General features: G+C 72.3%; 14 protein-coding genes and 1 other RNA gene. 9 read left to right on the top strand and 6 right to left on the bottom strand.

Going from position 1 to position 18129, the window contains the following annotated elements:
* Positions 1-14: 14 nt before the first annotated feature.
* Positions 15-2447: a 3-hydroxyacyl-CoA dehydrogenase NAD-binding domain-containing protein gene (locus VLY81_RS06625; RefSeq protein WP_324670230.1), complete on the bottom strand. Its 2433-nt coding sequence runs from the start codon at positions 2445-2447 to the stop codon at positions 15-17.
* 146 nt (positions 2448-2593) lie between these two features.
* Between VLY81_RS06625 and VLY81_RS06620 the strand changes: the two genes are divergently transcribed.
* The gene (locus VLY81_RS06620; RefSeq protein WP_324670229.1) at positions 2594-3367 is read left to right on the top strand and encodes a 2-phosphosulfolactate phosphatase; all 774 of its coding nucleotides are present in this window, start codon (positions 2594-2596) and stop codon (positions 3365-3367) included.
* Positions 3368-3379: 12 nt separating this feature from the next.
* On the opposite strand, the gene tkt is transcribed toward VLY81_RS06620, so the two are convergent.
* On the bottom strand, positions 3380-5401 hold the full coding sequence (tkt, locus tag VLY81_RS06615) for a transketolase (protein WP_324670228.1): 2022 nt from the start codon (positions 5399-5401) through the stop codon (positions 3380-3382).
* Positions 5402-5588: 187 nt separating this feature from the next.
* Between tkt and VLY81_RS06610 the strand changes: the two genes are divergently transcribed.
* On the top strand, positions 5589-7010 hold the full coding sequence (locus VLY81_RS06610; RefSeq protein ID WP_324670227.1) for an acetate--CoA ligase family protein: 1422 nt from the start codon (positions 5589-5591) through the stop codon (positions 7008-7010).
* A gap of 11 nt (positions 7011-7021) precedes the next feature.
* Positions 7022-7678, top strand: coding sequence for an acetate--CoA ligase family protein (locus VLY81_RS06605; protein WP_324670226.1), 657 nt, complete (start codon positions 7022-7024; stop codon positions 7676-7678).
* A 179-nt stretch (positions 7679-7857) separates the two neighbouring features.
* On the opposite strand, the gene rnpB is transcribed toward VLY81_RS06605, so the two are convergent.
* An RNA gene (gene rnpB, locus VLY81_RS06600) (RNase P RNA component class A) lies at positions 7858-8224 on the bottom strand.
* 54 nt (positions 8225-8278) lie between these two features.
* Positions 8279-9091, bottom strand: coding sequence for a zinc ribbon domain-containing protein (locus VLY81_RS06595; protein ID WP_324670225.1), 813 nt, complete (start codon positions 9089-9091; stop codon positions 8279-8281).
* 166 nt (positions 9092-9257) lie between these two features.
* Here VLY81_RS06595 and sufC point away from each other — a divergent pair, with 166 nt between their 5' ends.
* From sufC to sufU, 4 genes are read left to right on the top strand one after another with little or no spacing between them, the layout of a single operon-like run.
* A complete protein-coding gene (gene sufC / locus VLY81_RS06590; protein WP_324670224.1) occupies positions 9258-10043 on the top strand; it encodes a Fe-S cluster assembly ATPase SufC in 786 nt (261 codons plus the stop codon).
* 13 nt (positions 10044-10056) lie between these two features.
* Positions 10057-11445, top strand: a complete 1389-nt coding sequence (gene sufD / locus VLY81_RS06585) for a Fe-S cluster assembly protein SufD (RefSeq protein ID WP_324670223.1) — start codon at positions 10057-10059, stop codon at positions 11443-11445.
* A gap of 27 nt (positions 11446-11472) precedes the next feature.
* Positions 11473-12711 (top strand): cysteine desulfurase, encoded by a 1239-nt coding sequence (locus VLY81_RS06580; RefSeq protein ID WP_324670222.1) that lies wholly within the window; start codon positions 11473-11475, stop codon positions 12709-12711.
* Positions 12712-12727: 16 nt separating this feature from the next.
* On the top strand, positions 12728-13180 hold the full coding sequence (gene sufU, locus VLY81_RS06575; protein ID WP_324670221.1) for a Fe-S cluster assembly sulfur transfer protein SufU: 453 nt from the start codon (positions 12728-12730) through the stop codon (positions 13178-13180).
* Between the two features lie 57 nt (positions 13181-13237).
* Here the strand turns inward: sufU and VLY81_RS06570 are convergent, their stop codons facing one another.
* Together VLY81_RS06570 and VLY81_RS06565 are read right to left on the bottom strand one after the other, a co-directional pair.
* Positions 13238-14002 (bottom strand): SDR family NAD(P)-dependent oxidoreductase, encoded by a 765-nt coding sequence (locus tag VLY81_RS06570; protein ID WP_405001343.1) that lies wholly within the window; start codon positions 14000-14002, stop codon positions 13238-13240.
* A gap of 583 nt (positions 14003-14585) precedes the next feature.
* Complete coding sequence (locus VLY81_RS06565; protein ID WP_324670219.1) at positions 14586-15350, bottom strand: hypothetical protein; 765 nt, start codon at positions 15348-15350, stop codon at positions 14586-14588.
* On the opposite strand from VLY81_RS06565, the gene VLY81_RS06560 reads away from it, so the two are divergent.
* Complete coding sequence (locus VLY81_RS06560) at positions 15345-16211, top strand: ABC transporter substrate-binding protein (RefSeq protein ID WP_324670218.1); 867 nt, start codon at positions 15345-15347, stop codon at positions 16209-16211. The genes VLY81_RS06565 and VLY81_RS06560 overlap by 6 nt on opposite strands.
* Before the next feature lie 135 nt (positions 16212-16346).
* Positions 16347-18059 (top strand): ABC transporter permease, encoded by a 1713-nt coding sequence (locus tag VLY81_RS06555; RefSeq protein WP_324670217.1) that lies wholly within the window; start codon positions 16347-16349, stop codon positions 18057-18059.
* The last annotated feature ends 70 nt before the right edge of the window (positions 18060-18129 follow it).

Raw genomic sequence — 18129 nt, 5'->3', positions numbered from 1 at the left:
ATCGGGCCCTGGTACTAGTTGCGCAGGGGCCGGCCCGTCGTCAGCACGTGCTCGATGCGCGCCCGGGTCTTCTCCTGGCCCAGCAGGCGCAGGAAGGCCTCCCGCTCCAGGTCCAGGATCTGCCACTCCGTGCGCTCCGTGCCGCCCGGCACCCCACCCCCGCACAGGACGTGGGCCAGAGCCTTGCCGATGGTCACCTCGTAGTCGGTGATGCGCCGCGAACGCCACCAGTCCAGCACCCCCGCCACCAGCGCCGCCTCGACGTCTCGTCCCGGCGCGGCGATGATCGGGGGCGCCGGCGGCATCCAGCCGGCCTCGTCCATCTCGATGACTCGCTGGCGGGCGTGGTAGAGCAGGGCGTCACGGTCCGCCACCACGGCGTCCTCTGGCCGCAGGTAGCCCAGCGACCGGGCCTCGTGGGCGCTGGTGGCGACGCTGGCCGTGGCGATGACCTCGAAGGCCCATGCCACCAGCGGCTGCACGTCGACGGGCCGACCCTCGGGCAGCCGTGCCAGGGTGCGCACCAGCATCTCCTTGGTGCCGCCACCGGCCGGGATGAGGCCGACGCCCGTCTCCACCAGGCCGATGTAGCTCTCCACCGCCGCCAGGGCGGCCGGGGCGTGCAGGAGCATCTCGGCGCCCCCGCCCAGCACGCGGCCGGCGACGGCCACCGCCACGGGGGCCGGCGCGTACTTGAGCGCCATGTTGACCGCCTGGAAGCGCCGCACCACCGCCTCCAGCTGCGACCAGGCCCCCTGGCGGGCCGCTACCAGGATGTGGAAGAGGTTGGCGCCGACGGAGAAGTCGGGGCCGTCGGCGAAGACGACGAGCCCCCGGAAGCGGCCGCCCAGCTCCGACAGGGCGCGCTCCAGCGCCTCCACCAGGGCGTCGTCGATGGCCGCCTTGGGCGCATGGCAGCGCAGGCCGGCCACGTCCTCGCCCAGGTCCAGCAGCGTCGCGCTGGGCCCCGTCCAGACCGTGGCCCCGCGTGCCTCCAGCCGCGGCACGCTCAGGTGCTCGGGCGGCAAAACGACCGGCCGGTAGGCGATGGAAGGACCGTCGTCCCCTCGAGCCGGCGCCTCGACGAAGGCCACCGCCTCCACCTGCCCCGGCTCCCCGGCCTGCGCTGCCTCCCGGTAGAAGGAGGAGCCGCCGCTGGCCAGCACCGCCCGCACCAGCTCCGGCACCTCGATCCCCTCCCGGGCCATGGCCTCCGCCAGGGGCTCGAGCCCGAGCCGATCCCAGAGCTCGAAGGGGCCCTGCTCCCAGGAGAAGCCGTGGCGCATGGCCCGATCCACGTCCACCACGCCGTAGGCGATGGAAGGGGCCTTGGCCGCCGCGAAGGCCAGCACCCTGTAGACGACTTCCCGGGCGAAGGCGGCCGCGGCGTCGTCGCCTGCGAGCAGCGTCGACAGCCGCCGCTCGGGCGGGGCAGCCATGGCGCGGTCCACCGAGTCGAAGCGCACGGACTGGCGAGGCCGGTAGGTCAGGCTCTCCCAGTCCAGCACCTCGATGGCGCGACCGCCCTCCTCCCCCGACCGCCCGGCACGCCGGTAGAAACCGCCCCCGCTCTTCTCTCCCAGCAGGCCCCGCTCCACCATGGCCGCCACGATGGGCGGCACCGCCAGCAGGGCTCGCTCCTCGGGGTCGTCCGTGCGGGAGGCCCCGCTTCTCAGGACGTGGAGGTAGGTGTCGAGCCCCACCAGGTCCAGCGTCCGAAACGTGGCGCTCTTGGGGCGCCCCATGACGGGCCCCGTCACCAGGTCCACGGCCTCCACCGACAGCCCGTGGCGCTGCATCGCCGCCAGGGTCACCTGCAGCGAGTAGACGCCGATGCGGTTGCCGATGAAGTTGGGGGTGTCCCGCGCCAGCACGGGCACCTTGCCCAGGATGCGCCGCAGCCAGATCTGCACCGCCTCCACCACGGCGGGGTCCGTCTCGGCGGTGGGGATCACCTCCACCAGGCGCAGGTAGCGCGGCGGGTTGAAGAAGTGGATGCCCAGGAAGCGCCGGCGGAAGGCCTCCGACCGGCCCCGGGCCTGCCCGGTCACCGACAGCCCCGAGGTGTTGGTGGCGATGACGGCCCGCGGCGCGATCCACGGCTCCAGCTCCGCCCACAGGGCCTGCTTGGCGCCCAGGTCCTCCACGATGGCCTCGATGACCAGGTCGACGTCCTGCAAGCGCTCTTTGTGGTCCTCGATGTTGCCCGCCCGGATGAGACGGGCCGCCGCCGGGCTCGTCAGGGGCGCGGGCTTCATCTGGCCCAGCCGGCGCAGGCCCTGCTCCGCTAACCGGTTTCTGTCAGGACCAGGCGACGCCAGGTCCAGCAGCTCGCAGGCGATACCCAGGCTCGCCATCCAGCCGGCGATCTGCGAGCCCATCACGCCCGCGCCGATGACGGCCGCCCGTCGCACCCGCAGCCGCCCGCCGGCGCTGGTCTGCCCCACCCGACCCACCTCCGTTCTAGCAATCACAATTATTCGCCCCATGATTCGCCCCGGGACAGGCTCTCCCCTGCCGGGCGCATGCTATAATGGCGGCGCTTTCGAGCGCATCCCCCACGAGAGGGGTCCCCGCGAGAAGGGCTCGAGGCATGGAGATCCGCCGGACGCGTCTGCTGGCCGGTGCCGTCGAGGCCGAGGGCGTGGTGGTCATCATCGACGTCTTCCGCGCCTTCAGCGTCTCGGCCTACGCGGCGGCGCTGGGTGCGCGGCCCGTGCTGGCCGTGGCCGAGAAGGAGCGCGGATGGGCCCTGCGGGAGCGCTACCCCGACGCCGTCCTCTCGGGCGAGGCCGGCGCCTGGCCGTTGCCTGGCTACGACATGGGCAACTCGCCCAGCGAGCTCCTGAGGGCCGTGGCCGGTGGGCTGCGCCTGGCGGGCCGGCCCTTCGTGCAGCGCACCGGCGCCGGCACGCAGGGTGTCATCTTCAGCCGCAAGGCGAGGCGCACCTACGTCGCCTCCCTGGCCAACGCCGTGGCGACGGCCCTCGCCATCCGCCGGTTGGAGCCCGCGCGGGTGACGCTGGTGGCCATGGGACGGGCCGCCCGAGAGCCCACCGAGGAGGACGAGCTCTGCGCCGAGGCCATCGAGGCCCACCTGCGGGGGGACCGATGGCCCGCGGCGCAACGGCTGGGGGAGCTGTGGGCGACGCGCCGCGTGCAGGGGCTGCTGGCGGGGGAGCTCCCGCCCTTTCCCCCGTCGGACGTGCCGCTCTGCCTGGCCTACAACCTCTTCGACTTCGCGCTGCGGGCCCGCAGGGTGGGCGACGTGGCGGTCATCCGCCCCATCCGGGTGCCCGAGGCGCGGCTCTACCCGGCCACCGTCCCCGACCGCCCCGTGGGCCCGACGGGCAGGGGCTCCCCCTGACGGCCGCGGCTCTCAGCGGGGCCCGACCAGGCGGCGGGCCGCCTCCACCACCCGGTCGACCGTGAGCCCCACGGCCGCGGCGGCCTGGGCCGCCGGCGCGCTCTCGCCGAAGCGGGTCACCCCGACCAGCTCCGCCCGCTCGCCCACCAGCCACCCCCAGCCGCTCCCGACGCCGGCCTCGACCACGACGCAGGGGCTGGGATGCGCCAGCAGGCGCCGGCGCAACTCGGGTGGCATCGCGGCCAGCCGCTCCCGGCACGGCACCGAGACCACCCGCACCCGGAGTCCCTCCTGCTCCAGGCGCCCGGCCGCCTCCAGGGCCGTGGCCACCTCGCTGCCGCTGGCCACCAGCGTCACGTCGACGCGCGCCGCGTCGAGCCCTCGCACCACGTAGGCGCCGGCCCGCACGCCCTCCCGCTGGCGCTGGGCCCCATCGGACCCCTCCACCGGCACGGCGGGGACGCCCTGGCGGGTCAGCACCAGCGCGCAGGGTCCGTCTCGGCGCTCCAGGGCCGCCAGCCAGGCCAGGCCGGTCTCGGCGGCATCGGCCGGCCGCCAGACCTCGAGACCCGGGATGGCGCGCAGCGCCTCCAGGTGCTCCACCGGCTGGTGCGTGGGGCCGTCCTCGCCGACGTAGATGGAGTCGTGGGTGAAGACGTACAGCACCGGCAGCCGCATCATGGCGGCCAGCCGGATGGGCGGGCGCATGTAGTCGGAGAAGACCAGGAAGGTGCTGCCGAAGGGCCGCAGGCCGCCATGCAGGCTCAAGCCGTTGAGGATGGCGCCCATGGCGTGCTCGCGCACCCCGAAGTGGAGGTTGCGCCCGCTGTACTGCCCCGGCCCCACCGATCCCAGCCCCTCCATGAAGGTGTGGGTGGAGGGGGCCAGGTCGGCCGACCCGCCGACCAGGTAGGGCACCCGCTCGGCCAGGGCCTGCAGCACCCGCCCGCCGGCCACTCGGGTCGCCACTGGCCTGGCCGGGTCCCAGCTCGGCAGCGCCGACGCCAGATCGCCCGGCAACTGGCCGGCCATGGCCTCGTCCCAGCGCCGCCGGAGCTCGGGGAAGGCTCGGGACCAGTTCTCCCAGAGGGCCTGCCAGCTGCGGCTCGCCTCCTCCCACGCCGCACGGCGCTCGGCGAACAGCGCCCGCACCTCCTCCGGCACCCAGAAGGGCCGGTCCGGTGGAAAGCCGATGCGCTCCTTGAGGGCCCGGGCCGCCTCGGGGCCCAGCGGGGCGCCGTGAGCCTCGGCCTGGTCCTGCTTGGGGCTCTTGTAGGCCAGGTGCGTGCGTGCCACGATCAGCGACGGGCGGCTCTCGTCGGCCACCGCCCAGGCCAGAGCAGCCCGCAGCGCCTCGATGTCGTGCCCGTCGACCGTGGTGACCCGCCAGCCGTACGCCTCGAAGCGCCGCGCCACGTCCTCGGAGAAGGCCAGCTCGGTGGAGCCCTCGATGGAGATCTGATTGTGATCGTAGATCACCTTGAGCTTGCCCAGCCGCAGGTGGCCCGCCAGGGAGGCGGCCTCCGAGGCGACGCCCTCCATCATGTCGCCATCGCTGGCCAGCACCCAGGTGCGGTGGTCCACCACCGGGAAGCCGGGGCGGTTGTACGTGGCGGACAGCATGGCCTCGGCCAGGGCCATGCCCACCGCGTTGGCGAAGCCCTGGCCCAGCGGGCCCGTGGTGGTCTCCACGCCGGGGGTGCGCCCGTGCTCGGGGTGACCCGGCGTCAGCGAGTCGAGCTGGCGGAAGCGGCGCAACTCGTCCAGCGGCAGCGGGTAGCCCGTCAGGTGCAGGAGGCTGTACAGCCACATCGATCCGTGGCCGGCCGACAGCACCAGCCGATCCCTGTCCGGCCAGCCCGGCCAGCCGGGGTCGTGGCGCAGCACCTCGGCGAAGAGCACCGCCCCGATCTCCGCGCAGCCCAGCGGCAGCCCGGGGTGACCCGAACGGGCCTGCTCGACCGCATCGACCGACAGGGCTCGCACCGTGTCGGCCACCCGCTGCAACAGCGTCGTCGACGTCCGCATGGTCATGACCCTCCTGGATGCCTCCTCCGTCTCCACCTGCTCCTGGGTGCCGTCGCACAGCGTCCCCACGTGACGCGGGCCGGGGCTCGGCGCGGGCGGCCCGCTTTGCTAGAATGAGAGCGGGCAGCGAGATTATTGCAACTGCGTGCTGTTTGCCCCCCTCGGCTGCGAGAAGCGAGAAGGGGGAGATCGCGTGATCCGCTCGCTTCTGACCCCGCGCACCGTCGCGATCGTGGGCGCCTCTCCCAACCCCGACAAGATTGGGCACATCATCCTCCGTCACCTGCTCAAGGGCCGAGCTCGGGTCTATCCCGTCCACCCGCACGCCACCCGCATCCTGGACCAGCCCGTCTGGCCCTCCCTCGACGCCCTGCCCGAACCCGTCGACATGGCTGTCCTCGCCACCCCGGCCGCCACCGTCCCGGAGCTGGTGCAGGCGTGCGTGCGCCGCGGCGTCGAGGTGGTCATCCCCATCGCCGGCGGCTTCGGCGAGACCGGCGAGGAGGGGCGCCAGCTGGAGCGGCGACTGCGCGCCATCGTCCAGGGCAGCCGCACCCGCATCCTGGGCCCCAACACCCTGGGGGTGCTCAACCCCATCTACGGCCTCGACACGCTCTTCCTGCCCGACGACCGCCTGCCCCGCCCCGGGGCGGGCTCCGTGGCCCTGCTCTCCCAGAGCGGGGCGGTGGGGGCGACGCTGCTGTCGACGGCAGCCTCCATGGGCGTCGGGGTGTCGGCCTTCGTCGGCATGGGCAACCGCCTCGACATCGCCGAGGCGGAGCTCCTGCAAGCCCTGGGCCGCCCCGAGGATCCCACGGCCGTCATCGGTCTCTACCTGGAGAGCTTCGCGGACGGCCCCGCCTTCCTGGAGGCGGCCCGGCAGCTGGCGGGGCGCAAGCCGGTCGTGCTGCTCAAGGCGGGCCGCACGGCCACGGGGGCCCGCGCGGCGGCGCTGCACACCGGCTCCATGGCAGGCCCCGACCAGGTGGTCGACGGGGTCTTGCGCCAGTACGGCATCTGGCGTGTCTTCGACGACCTGGAGCTGGTCGACACGTGCCTGGCGCTGGCCCTGGCCCCCGCGCCGGCGCCGGGGGCCCGGCGGGTCGCCGTCGTCACCTGCGCGGGCGGGCAGGGGGTCATGCTCTCCGACTACATCGAGTCGACCACCCGCGGCGTGGGGCTCGCGATGGCCTCCTTCTCGGAGGGCACGCGGGCGCGGCTGCGCGAGGTGCTGCCCTCCTTCGCCAGCGTCGCCAACCCCGTCGACCTGACGGGTCAGGCCTCCAGCGCCATGTACGAGCAGGCGCTGCAGGTGGTGCTCGAGGATCCCGGCGTCGACGCCGTGCTGGCCAGCGTGGTGCTCCAGCTGCCCTTCATGGGCCCCGAGGTGCTGCCCGCGGTGGCGCGCCAGGCCCGCCGCTACGGCAAACCGGTGGTGGCGGCCCTGGTGGGGGTCAAGGATACCCAGGAGCCCTTCCGCACCCTCAACGGCCTGGGCGTGCCCACCTACCCGTCGCTGTGGCGGGCCGTGCGCTCCCTGGCCGCCATCCTGCGCTACCCTGCCGTGGCCGCGGCGGTGGCCCGCCCCGCCGACCGGCCCATGGTGCCGAGATGAGGTGATCCGACGTGTCGACGCGCGTCCCGGCCCGCCTGGCAGCGGCCGAGCACGAGCTCAAGGCCATCCTGGCGGGACTGGGCATCAAGGTGCCCCCCTCGCGGCTGCTCCTGCCGGGTGATCCGGTCCCCGGCTCGCTGCCCTTCGCCTTCCCCGTGGTCGCCAAGGTCTCGTCGCCGGCCCTGCTCCACAAGACCGAGGCGGGGGCCGTGCGCCTCGGCATCCGGGACGGCGCCGAGCTCGAGCGGGTGGTGGCGGAGCTTCGCTCCCGCTTTCCCGACGATCCCATCCTCGTCGAGGCCATGGAGCGGCCCGGCGTCGAGGCCATCGTGGGCTTCTTCCGGGACCCGGTCTTCGGCCCCTGTGTCATGGTCGGGGTGGGCGGCGTCCTGGCCGAGCTGTACCAGGACGTGGCCTTCCGCCGGCTGCCCGTGCGCGCCGTCGACGTCGAGGCCATGCTGGACGAGCTGCGGGGCCGGGCCCTGTTCGAGGGCTTCCGGGGGCTGCGCGCCAGCCGGCAGGCGCTGGTGGAGGTGGTGCTGGCCGCCAGCGACTGGGTGCTGGCCCACGCCGACCGGGTGGACCAGATGGATCTCAACCCCGTCTTCGTGCGGGAGCACGACGCCGTCGTCGTCGACGCCAAGCTGATGGCGCCCTCGCAGGGGTAGCGCGGGAGACGGCACCCGGCGAAGAGAGCCGACCTGCAAAGGCGAAGGCGCCCCTCGCCCAAGGGACGCCTTCGCCCGTCTCGTACAGTCCCTACGCAATGACCGGCACGGGGCCGGCTCCCGCTCCGCTACGCTTTGGTCCCATGGGGCGGTAGGGACTCAGGACGACGATGTGACAAACGGCCAGCGGGTCTATAAGCCGGATTCTGTCGAGGGAGGCCATCCCTCTAGGACGGACGTCGCCGCCCGTCTCCAGCGACCTACCCGAGGGGCATCGAGGCGGGCCACCTCCGGGGCCCCTCCTACTCGGTCTTGCTCCGGGTGGGGTTTGCCCAGCCGGCCAGTCGCCTGACCGCTGGTGAGCTCTTACCTCACCTTTTCACCCTTGCCGGAGCCGGCCCCTGGGGCCGGCCGGCGGTATGGTCTCTGTGGCACTCTCCCTGGGGTCGCCCCCGCCGGGCGTTACCCGGCACCCTGCCCTGCGGAGTCCGGACTTTCCTCGGGTCGCCGGCATGGCCGGCCACCCGCGGCCTCCCGACCCACTGACCGAACCCTATTGTAGCCGCGCCGCCGGGCCCGTCAAGCACCGGATGCAGCTCTCTATGCCGGCGCCGGCGCCCCCGGCAGCCCGAGATGGCGCCCGGGCGGCCAGTAGAGGATGCGCCCGCACGTCTCGCAGAAGATCATGCGCTCCTTGCGCCGGGCCTCGGTGAGCACCAGGTTGGAGAGGGGCATGCCGCAGGCCGAGCACCGCTCCTGGTCCACCAGGGCCAGGGCCTGCCCGCCCTTGGCCCCGGCCAGGCGCTCGTAGCGCGCCAGGTGGGTGGGGTTGGCGACGGCGGCGACCAGCTGGGCTCGCCGGCGCTCGAGGCGGGCCAGCTCGGCCTCCAGGTCGCGCCGGGTCGCCTCCCAGCGCCGCTCGGCCTGGCCCAGGCGCTCCCGCGCCCGGTCCAGGTCCTCCCGGGCCTGCGCCAGGGCCCGCTCGGTCTGCTCCAGCGACTCCATCTGCTCCAGGGCCTCGTCCTGCAGGCGGCCGGCTCGCTCCCGGATCGCCTCCAGGCGGGCCTGCAGCGAGCTCAGCTCCTTGGGGTGGGTGACGGCTCCCCCGAAGAGGCGCTCTTGGAGCTGATCGCCCTCCCGCTCCGCCTCGGCCAGCTCGCGCTCCAGGCGGCGCACCGTCATGCGCAGCTCGCGCAGCCGCTCCTGGTGCGACCGGCAGGCCGCCTCGAGCCGGGCCGCCGCGTCGCGGGCCGACTCCGCCTCGACCCGGTCGGGATGCCCCTCGAGGCCCTCCCGTGCCGCCCGGATGGCACCGTCGACCTGCTGGAGCTCCCACAGCCGCTCCAGGTCGGCGGCCGCCGCCCCACCCGCTCGGGGAGCTCCTACGCCCGTCTCGGCGGAGCCCATCGCCATCCCCCCTCTGCGGCGTCGTGGCGTTGTTCGGCAGCCGGGCGCGCTCCCCTACCGCCCGGTAAATAGTTAAGCAAGTTAAGTTCGTCTGTGCTATACTGCGGAAGGCAATGGGAGGCCTTCTCCCCACCCTTTCACCGAGACGAAGGAGGTTCGCACAGAGAGGCCGATGAGCGAGCAGACCAGGCACGAGCTGAGGATCGTCGATCTTCACGTCAACGTCGACGACAAGCCCATCGTCAAGGGGCTGACCCTCACGGTCCGCTCCGGCGAGGTGCACGGGCTGATGGGGCCCAACGGGTCGGGCAAGACGACCCTGGCCTTCGCCCTGATGGGCCACCCGCGTTACACCATCGAGAGCGGCCAGGTGCTCCTCGACGGCGAGGACGTGCTGTCCATGAGCCCCGACGAGCGGGCCCGCAAGGGGCTCTTCCTGGCCTTCCAGTACCCTGCCGAGGTGCAGGGCGTGACGGTGGCCAGCTTCCTGCGGACCGCGGTCAACGCGGTGCGGGGCGGCGACGGCAAGGAGGTGAGCATCGCCGAGTTCCAGAGGCTGCTGCGCGAGAAGATGGAGCTGCTGGAGATGGACCGGAGCTTCGCCGGCCGCTACCTCAACGAGGGCTTCTCCGGCGGCGAGAAGAAGCGCAACGAGATGCTCCAGATGGCCATCCTGCAGCCCCGCATCGCCGTGCTGGACGAGACCGACTCGGGCCTCGACATCGACGCCATCAAGATCGTGGCGCGGGCGGTCAACAGCCTGCGCGGCCCCGGCTTCGGCGCGCTCATCATCACCCACTACCAGCGCATCCTGCGCTACATCGAGCCCGACTACGTCCACGTCATGATGGATGGCCGCATCGTGCGCTCCGGCGGCAAGGAGCTGGCCGAGGAGCTGGAGGAGAAGGGCTACGAGTGGCTCCGCCAGCAACTGGCCGACCAGAGCGTGGCACGATAGGAGGGGCGGCGCGGTGAACGTGCAGAGCACGCTGGCGATCGAGCGCTCTGTCATCGAGGCCTACGGCGCCCGCCGGGCCGAGCCCTCCTGGATGGTGGAGCGGCGGGCCGAGGCGCTGCGGCTCTTCGAGGAGACGCCCATGCCCCGGTGGGACCGTACGGATCTCTCGGGGCTCGACATGGAGGCCTACGTACAGGCGCTGCGCCGGGCCCTGGAGTCGGCGCCCGCGGCGGCGCCCGTCGTCGATCTCGCCTCGCCGGACGGGGTGGACGGCTCGTGGCCGGCCGCCGTGGTGCAGGAGCTGCGGGGCATCCCGGCCGGCAGCGCCGTCATCGCCCACGTGGCGGCGGGCATCGAGGCGCCGGTGCGGTCGGCCCGTTGGGTCGACCCGGAGCTGGCCCGTCGGGGCGTCCGCCTGATGAGCCTGTCGGAGGCCGTGGCCCGGATGCCCGATCTCGTGCGGGCCCACTTCATGACCCGGGCCGTGCCGGCCTCTCAGGGCAAGTTCATGGCGTTGCACGGGGCGGCGTGGGACGTGGGCACCGTGCTGCTGGTGCCGCGCGGCGTGCAGCTCGAGCAGCCCATCCAGATCGTGACGTGGATGGACGCCGCCCGGCCTCTGCTCTTCCCCCACACCCTCATCGTGCTGGAGGACGAGGCGCGCGTGACCGTGGTCGAGTCCCAGATGTCGGCCGACGGCGAGACCGCCGGAGGCGTGCGGCCGCTGGTGGCGGGGGCCGTCGAGATCGTGGCCGGGCCCGGCTCCCGCATCGACTACGTGGCGCTGCAGACCTGGGGCACCCACGTCCAGAGCTTCACCAACCGGCGGGCCGTCCAGGATCGGGACAGCCAGGTCGAGTGGATCCTGGGCGAGTTCGGGTGCGGCCTGACCCGGGGGGAGTTCGAGTCGGCGCTGGAGGGGTCGGGGGCCTCGTCGCACACGGTGCTGGTCTTCTTCGCCGACGGCCAGCAGCATCTGGACCTGCTCAACAGCATGGATCACCGGGGCACCCACACCGAATCGGACATCGCCGCCCGGGGCGTGCTCAACGGACAGGCCCGGGGCATCTACCGCGCCGTCACCCACATCCACAGCGGCGCCCGTGAGTCCGGCGCCTACCAGAAGGGCAACATCCTGGTGCTGAGCCCCGACGCCAGGGCCGACGCCAACCCCAGCGTCGTGGTGGAGGAGAGCGAGGTCCAGCGAGCCGGCCACGCCGCCACGGTGGGACAGGTCGACCGCGAGCAGCTCTTCTACCTGATGAGCCGCGGCATCCCGGAGAAGGTGGCCATCGCCCTCATCGTCGAAGGCTTCCTGCGGCCCGTGCTGGATCGCATCCCGTCGGCGGCCGTGCAGGAGCGCATCCGGGGCATCGTGAGCGCGAAGCTGGGGGCCGCCTGACCACCTGAGAAGAGGTCGAGGCAGGGCGTGCGTTGCATCGAGACGTGCCGAGAGGACTTTCCGGCATTGCACCAGACGGTGACGGGCGGGCACCCGCTCGTCTACCTCGATAGTGCGGCCACGTCGCACAAGCCGCGCAGCGTCATCGAGGCGGAGGCGCGCTTTTACCAGCGCGACAACGCCAACGTGCACCGGGGGGTGCACGCGCTGGCGGAGCGGGCCACCGAGGCGTACGAGGGGGCGCGCCGGGCGGTGGCACGGTTCATCGGGGCGCCGGACCCGGCGTGCGTCATCTTCGTGCGAGGCGCCACCGAGGCCCTCAACCTGGTGGCGCGCAGCTACGCCCAGCCGAGGCTCGGGCCGGACGACGAGATCGTGCTGACCCCCATGGAACATCACTCCAACCTGGTGCCGTGGCAGATGGTGGCGCAGGCGACGGGCGCTCGCCTGCGCTACGTCGATCTGCTGCCCGACGGCACCCTGGACCTGCCCAGCTACGAGCGGCTGCTGGAGGGCGGCCGGGTACGGGTGGTGGCCTTCACGCACCAGTCCAACGTCCTCGGCACCATCAACCCGGTGCGGGAGATGGCCGAGCGGGCCCACCGGGCGGGGGCGGTGGTGGTGCTCGACGGCGCCCAGAGCGTCCCCCACCAGCCTGTCGACGTGGAGCGGCTGGGGTGCGACTTCCTGGCCTTCTCCGGGCACAAGATGATGGGACCCACGGGCATCGGGGTGTTGTGGGGGCGGCGGGAGCTGCTGGAGTCGATGCCGCCCCTGTTCGGCGGGGGCGAGATGATCCGGGAGGTCGGCCTCTTCGAGTCGACCTACAACGACGTGCCGTACAGGTTCGAGGCCGGCACGCCCCCCATCGCGCAGGCGGTGGGGCTGGGGGCAGCGGTCGAGTACCTGGAGTCGCTGGGCATGGAGCGGGTGCGCGCCCACGAGGAGCGGCTGGTGGCGTACGCCCTCGAGCGGCTGGGCCAGATGCCCGACGTGCGGATCTACGGGCCCCGGGAGCGGGGCGGGCTCGTCAGCTTCAACGTGGAGGGCGTCCACCCTCACGACGTGGCCACCATCCTCGACCAGCAGGGCGTGGCCGTGCGGGCGGGTCACCACTGCGCCCAGCCGCTCATGCGCTGGCTTGACGTCGCGGCGACGGTGCGCGCAAGCTTCTACGTGTACAACACGCCCGAGGACGTCGACGCGCTGGTGCGGGCGCTCGAGGCCGTGCGGGCCATCTTCGGGGCGGGGGCGACGCCCCGGTGAGGGTGGCGGACCCGTCGTGCTGGAGGAGCTCTACCGGGAGGTCATCCTGGATCACTACAAGTCCCCGCGCAACAAGGGCCCGCTGGCCGGGGCGCACGCCAGCGTCCACCTGCACAACCCGCTGTGCGGCGACGAGATCACGCTGGCACTGGCCGTCGAGGGCGAGACCATCCGGGAGGCCCGCTTCACGGGTCAGGGGTGCAGCATCAGCCAGGCGTCGGCCTCCATGCTGACCGAGGCCGTCAAGGGCAAGACGCTGGGCGAGGCCCGGGAGATGCTGGCGCGCTTTGCCCGCATGGTGCGAGGTGAGCTGACGCCCGAGGCGGCCGACCTGGGCGACCTCGAGGCGCTGGCCGGGGTGAGCCGGTTCCCGGTGCGGGTCAAGTGCGCCATGCTGGCCTGGGAGGCGCTCGACAAGGATCTGGCCCACCTGGAGGAGGGCGGCCGCCCCGAGGGGCCGCCGGGGTAAACGCCCCCGGGACGTCGGACGGCCCCGGGCGCCGCGTCGGGCCTCGTCTTCGCCAGGTCAGCGGGACGCCATCCGCAACGCCCCGTCCAGCCGGATGACGGCGCCGTTGAGCATGGGGTTTTCGACGATGTGCTGCACCAGCGCCGCGTACTCGTCGGGTCGCCCCAGCCTCGGCGGGAAGGGCACCTGGGCCTCCAGGGACGTGCGCACGGGCTCGGGTAGCGCCCCCACCATCGGGGTGTCGAAGACGCCCGGCGCGATGGTGACCACCCGGATGCCGAAGCGCGCCAGCTCCCGGGCCGCCGGCAGCGTCAGCCCCACCACGCCCCCCTTGGAGGCCGCGTAGGCGGCCTGGCCGATCTGCCCCTCGAAGGCCGCCACCGAGGCCGTGTTGACGATGACGCCCCGCTCCCCCTCCTCGTCGGGCGGGGCCTCGGCCATCGCGGCCGCGGCCAGGCGCAGCGCGTTGAAGGTGCCGACGAGGTTGACCTGGATGACCCGGGCGAACTCGTCGAGCGGCATGGGCCCCTCCCGGCCCAGGATGCGGCGGGCGACGCCGATGCCGGCCGCGTTGACCAGGATGCGCAGGGGCCCCAGGCCGACGGCCGCCTGGACCGATCGGGAGACGGCGGCCTCGTCGGTGACGTCCACCTCGACGAAGCGCGCCCCCTCTCCCAGCTCGGCCGCCAGGGACTGGCCGCGGGCGACGGCCACGTCGGCCACCACGACCCGGGCCCCGAGTCGGTGAAGCCGGCGGACGGCGGCCTCTCCCAGCCCCGACGCCCCGCCGGTCACCAGTGCGACGGCTCCCGCGACCCTCACGGCATGCACCCCCGCGCCGGAGCCTCCCTCGCCAGGGAGAGGCTCCCGGTCTGGTCGGACACCCGCTCATTCGAGCGGGGGCGCGGGGGTCCTGCCCGGATGAAGATGGTGTCCGGCCGCATCCGCAAACACGCACAGCAACGCATGCCCCCACGGCGTGCGGCAGGCGCGACGAGGCGCGGGGGCGCGGACATGTCGGGTTCGTCGACTAGGGGATTTTAAAAAGCTTTTTAAAGACCGCCTCTCGCGCAAGGGAGACATCCCTTCCCCGCGTGGCAGGGCCTCCTCAGGGGTGGCGCGAACGCCGAGGTGGCGCGAACGCCGAAGTCGCAGGCACGGCGACGCCCGGGGATGGGTGCGGTAGCGGGGGCTCGAGAGACGGGCGACCCACGACGCGACTCGACGGATGGCGGCATCCGGGACCGCGCCGGATCCCGGCGGCCTGGGGCGCCGAAAGAGGGCCCGAGGCCGCATGGCATGGGCGTTTACGCCGTGTGGAGAAGGGGCGCGCCCCTCTTCAACGGATGTTGAAATGTGTCCGCGGGGCCCTGCTGGGGACAGGGCGCCCATTTCGCCGCTGCCGCTAGGCCTCGGCCCGCCGGCCCGCCACCCGCCACCGGAAGGGCACCCGCCGCGTCAGCACGGCAGGCAGCCACCCGTACCCCAGCAGCGCCGCCACCGTCACCAGGCCGGCACCGTACAGCCACGCGCCTGCCTGCGCCGCCCATGTCGCGCCCGACAGGATGCCCGCCACCAGCAGGGCCAGGCCCCCGTTGGTCAGCCAGAAGGCCGCCCGCCCCGCCGGCGGTGCGTACAGCGTGGGCAGCTGCGGGATCTGCAGCACGTCGGGCACGGTGGCCCGGTAGTACCACATCAGGAAGGGCGTCACCTTGTACAGCTGCCCGAGGATGGCCTGCACCACGAACCCCAGCAGGAACGTCGCCCCCGCCGCCAGCCCCAGCCGCTCCGGTGGCCGGGTGCCGATGAGGCCGGCCGCCCAGGCCAGCCCCGTCGCGCTCAGCGCCAGGGTGACGGCGCACAGGGCCCACCAGTGGTCGACGTTGAGATCGGGGCTCTTGCGTCGCCGGCGGCGCAGCAGGTGCACCAGCTCCCAGACGTAGAGCGGGCCCGCCAGCGAGGCGGCCACCACCGACGCCCGGAGCGGCCAGGCCGCGGCGACGAGGGAGCCCGTCGCCTGCAGCACGACGCTCGAGACGAGGAGGGAGACGATGAGCATCCCCCGCCGCTCGTCGGCGATGCGCACGCCGTGCACGATGGGCACCAGCCGGTACGAGACCCCCACCACCATCAGCGCGAACCAGCCGCCCAGCCCCAGGGCCATGTGCACCAGCAGAAGCTCTACGCCCTGCCCCGCGCGTACAGCACCCAGGCGCTGATCTACCGCACCGACCTGATGGAGGCTCCGCCGAAGACCTGGGATGAGGTCGTGGCCATCTCCAAGAAGATCCAGAGCGAGCACCCGGGCATGTACGGCTTCGGCATCGGCGGGGCCAACCACGTCAGCACCCTCTCTCAGTACTTCACCATCCTGTACTCGTACGGCGGCCGCGTCTTCGACGAGGAGGGCCGGCTCCAGCTGGACAGCCCCGAGGCCGTTGCCGCGTTGCAGCGCTACGTGGACTTCTACCGCAAGGACAAGATCGTACCCAACCCGCTGGAGTACAACCGCGAGCAGCTGCCGGAGCTGTTCTCGGCCGGGCGGATCGCCATGTTCGTCAGCGGACCCTGGGGCGGCCGCGCCCTCGGGCTGCCGCCGGACAACGACCGGATCCCGTACGCTTCGGCCCCCGTGCCTGCGGGGCCTGCAGGCACCGCGACCGAGCTGGTCTCCGACAGCACGGGCATCTGGGCCGGCACCCGCAACCTCGAGGCAGCCCTCACCTTCCTCGACTTCATCACCTCCCCCGAGGAACAGGTGCAAAGGGACCTGATCGGCGGGCTGGTGCCGCAGGGGCCGACCATGGCCACGCGGCCCGAGTTCACCCAGAACCCATTCTTCAAGACCTTCATCGACATGGCGCCGTACGGAGTCCCGCAGCCGCAACCGACGCTGTGGGAGCCGTTCCAGGAGATCATCGTCAACATGGTGCAGTCGGCCACCCTTGGCCTGGTGACGCCAGAGCAGGCCGTAAAACAGGCCGTTCGGGAGCTCCGGGCCAAGGGGCTGGTGCCGGCGGAGAGGAAGTAGCGAAGCTGGTAAGCAGCACGCTTGGCGGTTTCGCCCGGGGGCCTCGCCCCCCGGGCGGACCGCCCATGGGGGACGCGCATGCGAAGCGGGCTTGAGACACATCCGGTCTCCTACAGGCAGAAGACGCTCGGGGGGTTGACCCGCGAGGAGCGCTCGGCCTTGCTTTTCGTGGCCCCGTCGCTGCTCTTCCTGGCAGCCGTGGTCATCTATCCCCTGGCCACCACCTTGTGGGGCTCCTTCTTTGCCGAGTCGCTGGTGAGGCCTCAGGATGGCGCGCGCTTCGTCGGCATCGCCAACTACGTGCAGGTCCTGTCGGATCGGGTCTTCTGGCTGTCGCTGTGGCGCACCATCCTCTGGACCGTGGGCTCGGTGCTCGGCAAGACGCTCATCGGGCTTGTACTGGCGCTCTTGCTCGTGCGCCCGTTTCGGGGCAACGCCATCTACCGGGTTCTGTTGCTCGTACCCTGGGCCACCCCTCAGGTCGTAGGGGCCGTCGCGTGGAAGTGGCTGTACGACAGCCAGCATGGCTACCTCAACTACCTGCTGCTGATGGCAGGCGCCATCCAGGAGCGCATCATCTTCCTGGGCTCGCCTGCGGCTGCCCTCGTCTCGCTGATGGTCGTCGACATCTGGTTCGGGGTGCCGTTCATGGCCGTGGTGCTCCTGGCGGGGCTCCAGTCCATCCCGTCCGACATCTATGACGCGGCGGCGGTCGACGGCGCGACCGGGTGGCGGCAGTTCCGCCACGTGACGCTGCCGCTGCTCGTGCCCGTCCTGGGCGTCGCCACCAACCTATCGGTGGTCTGGACGTTCAACTCCTTTCAACATCATCCAGACGATGACCAAGGGAGGGCCCGTGGGAGCCACGGAGATCCTGGTGATCCGCACGTACAAGGAAGCGTTCGCCATGTACGACGTGGGGACGGCGTCGACCTACTCCTCGCTGATCTTCCTGATCCTCATGGCCTTCAGCATATGGTACTGGCGGCTCCTGCGGCGAGGGGGGAGCGCGGCATGAAAGCCCGGGCGCTCGGCCTCATCGGCAGGCACCTGGCGCTCATCGTCATCCTCGGTGCCATGCTGCTCCCGGTCGTCGTGATGTTGGGCACCAGCCTCAAGAGCATGGACCAGCTGTTCACGTGGCCCCCTCGTCTCTTCCCGAGCAGCCCGCAGTGGCAAAACTACGCCGAGGTGTGGGGCGGCCGGTACCAGTACTCGCGGGCCTTCACCAACAGCGTCGTCATCGCCGTCTTCACGAGCCTGCTCTCGGTCGCCCTGGGGGCGCCCGCGGCGTACGGGGCCAACCGGTTCAAGTTTCGCGGGAGCTCGGCTTTCATGTTCGGGGTGCTCGCCACCCAGATGATCTCGCCCGTGGTCTTCATCGTGCCGCTCTACAAGGCCATGCGGGCCTATCACCTGCTCAACACGCTCACCTCCGTCATCATCGCGAGCACCGCCTTCGCCGTCCCCATGGTCATCTGGTTGCTGCACGGCTACTTCTCCTCGATCCCCAAGGAGCTCGAAGAGGCGGCCATGGTCGACGGCTGCAGCCGAGCCCGGGCCATGGTACGGGTGGTCCTGCCCCTCGCCGCTCCAGGGCTGGCGGCGGCGGCGATCTACGCCTTCATCATGGGGTGGAACCAGCTCATGTTTCCCCTGGCGTTCCTCACCCGGAGCGAACTGCGCCCCATCCCGCTGGCGCTGTACGACTTCTCGGGGTACAACATCGTCTTCTGGCACCACCTGATGGCAGCTTCGATGATCGCGGTCGTCCCGGCTGCCATCGCGTTCGCCCTGGTGCAGCGCTACCTCGTCTCCGGGCTGACCGCAGGGGCTGTCAAATCGTAACGCATGCGTCGTCCCGATGGCCGTATCGGCCTTCGCCGGTGCGTGACCGTTCACTGGGGCAAGGCATTCG

Origin of the sequence: Limnochorda sp. LNt (assembly GCF_035593265.1) — a bacterium.
Lineage (GTDB): Bacteria > Bacillota > Limnochordia > Limnochordales > Geochordaceae > Geochorda > Geochorda subterranea.
Note: the sequence above shows the minus strand (reverse complement) of the source record. Positions and strands in the feature narration are given on the sequence as shown.

Coding starts and splice junctions, on each gene's coding strand:
- VLY81_RS06620 (WP_324670229.1), top strand. CDS start 2,594: ATGGAGATCCGCCGGACGCGTCTGCTGGCCGGTGCCGTCGAGGCCGAG.
- tkt (WP_324670228.1), bottom strand. CDS start 5,401: ATGACCATGCGGACGTCGACGACGCTGTTGCAGCGGGTGGCCGACACG.
- VLY81_RS06595 (WP_324670225.1), bottom strand. CDS start 9,091: ATGGCGATGGGCTCCGCCGAGACGGGCGTAGGAGCTCCCCGAGCGGGT.
- sufC (WP_324670224.1), top strand. CDS start 9,258: ATGAGCGAGCAGACCAGGCACGAGCTGAGGATCGTCGATCTTCACGTC.